The following is a 3,493-nucleotide window of genomic DNA, read 5'->3' as shown; positions in this document are numbered from 1 at the left end:
TTCGCGATCTCCCACAGCCCATCCGGAACAATCCAACTCCAAGTACCCCGCCCCATAAACAACCCAACGAGCGATCACCACATAGGACACCGTCTTACAGGCCATCTCATTTGGCTCCTCGCTGGAGTGTTCGGAACCACGATGAAGCGGGCTTCAGTTCCGCATGGCGCCGGTCAGCGGAGCCAGCACGTGCCATCCCTCCGTTTCGTACAGAGCCCGGCCTTCCGACGTCGCGACGAGCACGCCCTCTGTCGCGCCCTGTCCGGCGGCAGCGTTGGCGAGCGTGTGCATCACGAGGCGACCCAGACCACGGCGTTGATGAGCTGGGTCGGTCTCGACCTGGTCGACGACTGCGGTGGGGCCGACGACGGCGATCTGTCCGCGTGCGGCGAAGGCACCGTCGGTGGTGCGTACCAGGACATGGGTGACGCCGGCTCGGGTCCAGCTGCGCAACCGGTAGCCGTCGGCCGTCTTGGGTGGGGCGTCGGAACAGGCGGCGCTCAGCGGGACGGACATCAGGAAGCCGGGTCCGCCGGCGACGGACCATCCAAGCCCGAGCCAGGGCTCGAGTGCCTCTGGGGATGCGGGTGCCTTCACCCATGCGCCGGGCGCAGTGGTGTCTTCAGTGATCTTGCGGATAGCCGCATCGTCGGCGGTTGTTAGCACGTGGCGTACGACATGCCCGGGCAGGCCAACGTCAATGGTGAACCCCCAGGCAGTAGCGGCCGGGTCGGCTGTGCCGCGCGAAACGGACCAGCCAGACACCCACGCTTGAATGGCCTCGGCCGTGTTCATGAGAGGTTGAACACCCCCTGGATGCGAGTAATAGACGAATGGCAACAATACCTATTACGTCCAGGGTGTCGGCTGAGTTGCCCGGCCGTTGACGGGAACGGGCCTCGATTGTGGCCTTGACCGGAGCCGGGCTGTGGTCTTGCAGGTCAGTCGCGTGCCCGAGCCGCGTCGTCGGTTCACGAGTTGCCTCATTCCGCGCCTCGATAGCCTGCCTCGGTGGGGATAGTTGAGCGGCTGGTGCCGGATGAGCTTTGGGAGTTGTTCAAGCGAGTGGTGCCCGAGGCGCCGACGCGGCCGCAAGGTGGAGGCCGGCGTCGGTACGGAGACCGGGAAGTGCTCGCCGCGATCATGTTCGTGGCGGTGTCGGGTTGCACGTGGCAGCAGCTGCCGTCCACCTCTTTTGGGCCGTCGGGCGCAACGGCTCACCGACGCTTCGCGGAGTGGTCGAAGGCTCGAGTGTGGGCGAAGCTTCACCGCCTGGTCCTTGACGAGCTCGGCTCTCGGGGCGAGCTGGACTGGTCCCGTTGCGCGATCGACTCCGTAAACATGAGGGCGCTGAAAAGGGGGAGCTGACAGGGCCGAATCCTGTCGACCGAGGCAAGTACGGCTCGAAAATCCACTTGATCACCGATCATGCAGGTATGCCCCTGTCTGTCGTGATCTCCGGGGCCAGCATCCACGACAGCCAGGCATTGATCCCGCTCGTGCAGGGAATTCCGCCGGTCCGGTCCCGGCGCGGCAGACGGCGGCGAAGGCCGGACAAGCTCCACGGCGACAAGGGCTACGACTACAACCACCTGCGGCGATGGTTACGCGGCCGAGGAATCACGCTCCGGATCGCCCGCAAGGGCGCGGACTCCAGCCAGCGGCTCGGCCGGCACCGCTGGACGATCGAACGCACGATGGCCTGGCTTGCCGGGTGCCGACGCCTCCACCGCCGCTACGAACGCCAGGCAAGCCACTTCCTGGCTTTCACCAGCATCGCATGCACCCTCATCTGTTACCGCCGACTCACCAATTGAGATGGCCTGTTAGTAGACCCCTTGTGGGGGCGGGCCTCACTGAAGCTCCTGTGAGACGAGACCGCCCGCACTCTGCCTTCGGTGAGATCACTCAACCTTCGGTGCGACAGGACGGCAGCCTCCGCATCCGTGATCACGATCTACGGCTGGAGTAGCTGAGTATGCTCAGAAAACAGCCTCTGACCAGCGGCGATAGCGAAGTGCAACTGGAGTACTAGCGCGGGTACGCTGGCCTTGGGGACGACAGGGCCGACGCGGCGGCCATACCGCTGGGGCCCTCAAGAGTTCCGCAACTCCACGATCGCGCCGCCCCACCCCCTGGAGCCGTCGTGACCGCACCGCGTGCCCGAGCCGTGGCCGCACTCGGCTGCTTCACCCTCGCGGCACTGTGTCTGAACGCCTGCGGCACGCCGACCGCCCGGATCGAGAAACCCTCGTCGGCGACCTCCGCGCAGAACGTGGGCGGGATGCGCGCCCTGGTCGCCGCGGCGAAGAAGGAGGGCAGGCTCACGGCGATCGCGCTTCCGCGTGACTGGGCGGACTACGGCGGCCTGATCGACGGCTTCGAGAAGAAGTACGGCATCAAGGTCACCGTGGAAGATCCGTACGCGCACAGCGCGGACGAGATCAGCGCCCTGAGGAGCAGCCGAAACCGGCCGACCGCCCCGGACGTGATCGACGTCGGCGACACGTTCGCCCGGGCGGCGGCACGGCAGGATCTGCTCGCGCCGTACAAGGTCGCGCCGTGGGACGCGATCCCCGGCAACCAGAAGGACCCCGGGGCCCACTGGTCCAACAACTACGGCGGCTACATCTCGATCGGCTGCGACACCCGGCGCGTCAAGCCCTGCCCTGAGACCTTCGCCGATCTGCTCAAGCCCGCCTACCGCGGCATGGTGGCGCTCGAGGGGAACCCGACCCGGGCTGAATCCGCCTTCGCCAGCGTCTACGCGGCCGCACTGGCGAACAACGGGTCGTTCGACGACATCCGGCCCGGCCTCGACTTCTTCGCCAAGCTGAAAAGGACCGGCAACTTCAATGCACTCCAGTCCACCTCAGCCACGATCGAGGCCGGCCGGACGCCCATCAGCATCAACTGGGACTACCTCAATCTCGGCTACGCCGACCAGCTCCGCGGCAAGGGCGTGAACTGGCAGGTCGCGATCCCCTTCGACGGCAGCTTCCCCCAGTACTACGCACAGGCGATCAACAAAAACGCCCCGCGTCCGGCGGCCGCCCGCCTGTGGCAGGAGTACCTCTTCAGCACGGAGGGCCAGAACCTCCGGCTCCACGGCTATGCCCGCCCGGTCCTCATGGACGTCATGCAGAAGGACGGCACCCTCGACAAGGCCGCCGCCGCCCAACTGCCGACGGTGGAGGGGACGCCGCAGTTCCCGACCGACGCACAACTGGAGAAGGCGAGGCAGACCGTCGTCCGCGGCTGGACGGCGGCCATCTCCGGCTGATCGGCGGTCGGCCGAGGTTTGCCGGGCAATCAGCCGGAGTCTGGCGCCCTGGCAGGGCCGGCCACACGGACGCCGACACCAAGCCTCCACCGTCGGCTTGAATCCGAGCTCGGTCCTTAGTGGGCGGTTCGTAAGGCGATGTCCATTTCTGGCTGAGGTGGGGGCAAGGACGCTGGTGGAGGTTGTGTCGGCTATTGCTTCCTGGCGAAG

Annotated in this window: 3 protein-coding genes; 2 read left to right on the top strand and 1 reads right to left on the bottom strand. The window is 66.6% G+C overall.

What is annotated here, in order from left to right:
• Nucleotides 1-153: 153 nt before the first annotated feature.
• Nucleotides 154-795: a GNAT family N-acetyltransferase gene (locus ABT288_RS49665; protein ID WP_351623408.1), complete on the bottom strand. Its 642-nt coding sequence runs from the start codon at nucleotides 793-795 to the stop codon at nucleotides 154-156.
• Between the two features lie 222 nt (nucleotides 796-1,017).
• On the opposite strand from ABT288_RS49665, the gene ABT288_RS49660 reads away from it, so the two are divergent.
• Nucleotides 1,018-1,817, top strand: a protein-coding gene (locus ABT288_RS49660; RefSeq protein WP_502973030.1) for an IS5 family transposase whose coding sequence is annotated in 2 segments (ribosomal slippage) — nucleotides 1,018-1,353 and nucleotides 1,356-1,817 — 798 coding nt in all. Because the reading frame shifts where the segments join, the coding sequence is not laid out codon by codon here.
• Between the two features lie 329 nt (nucleotides 1,818-2,146).
• Nucleotides 2,147-3,283: an ABC transporter substrate-binding protein gene (locus tag ABT288_RS49655; RefSeq protein ID WP_502973029.1), complete on the top strand. Its 1,137-nt coding sequence runs from the start codon at nucleotides 2,147-2,149 to the stop codon at nucleotides 3,281-3,283.
• Nucleotides 3,284-3,493: the final 210 nt, after the last annotated feature.

It is taken from the genome of Streptomyces sp. NPDC001093, assembly GCF_040298985.1.
Lineage (GTDB): Bacteria > Actinomycetota > Actinomycetes > Streptomycetales > Streptomycetaceae > Streptomyces.
This window is presented reverse-complemented; position numbering and strand designations above follow the sequence as displayed.

What these genes read in the sequence shown, in the direction of transcription:
- ABT288_RS49665 (WP_351623408.1), bottom strand. Translation starts at nt 795, where the DNA reads ATGAACACGGCCGAGGCCATTCAAGCGTGGGTGTCTGGCTGGTCCGTT.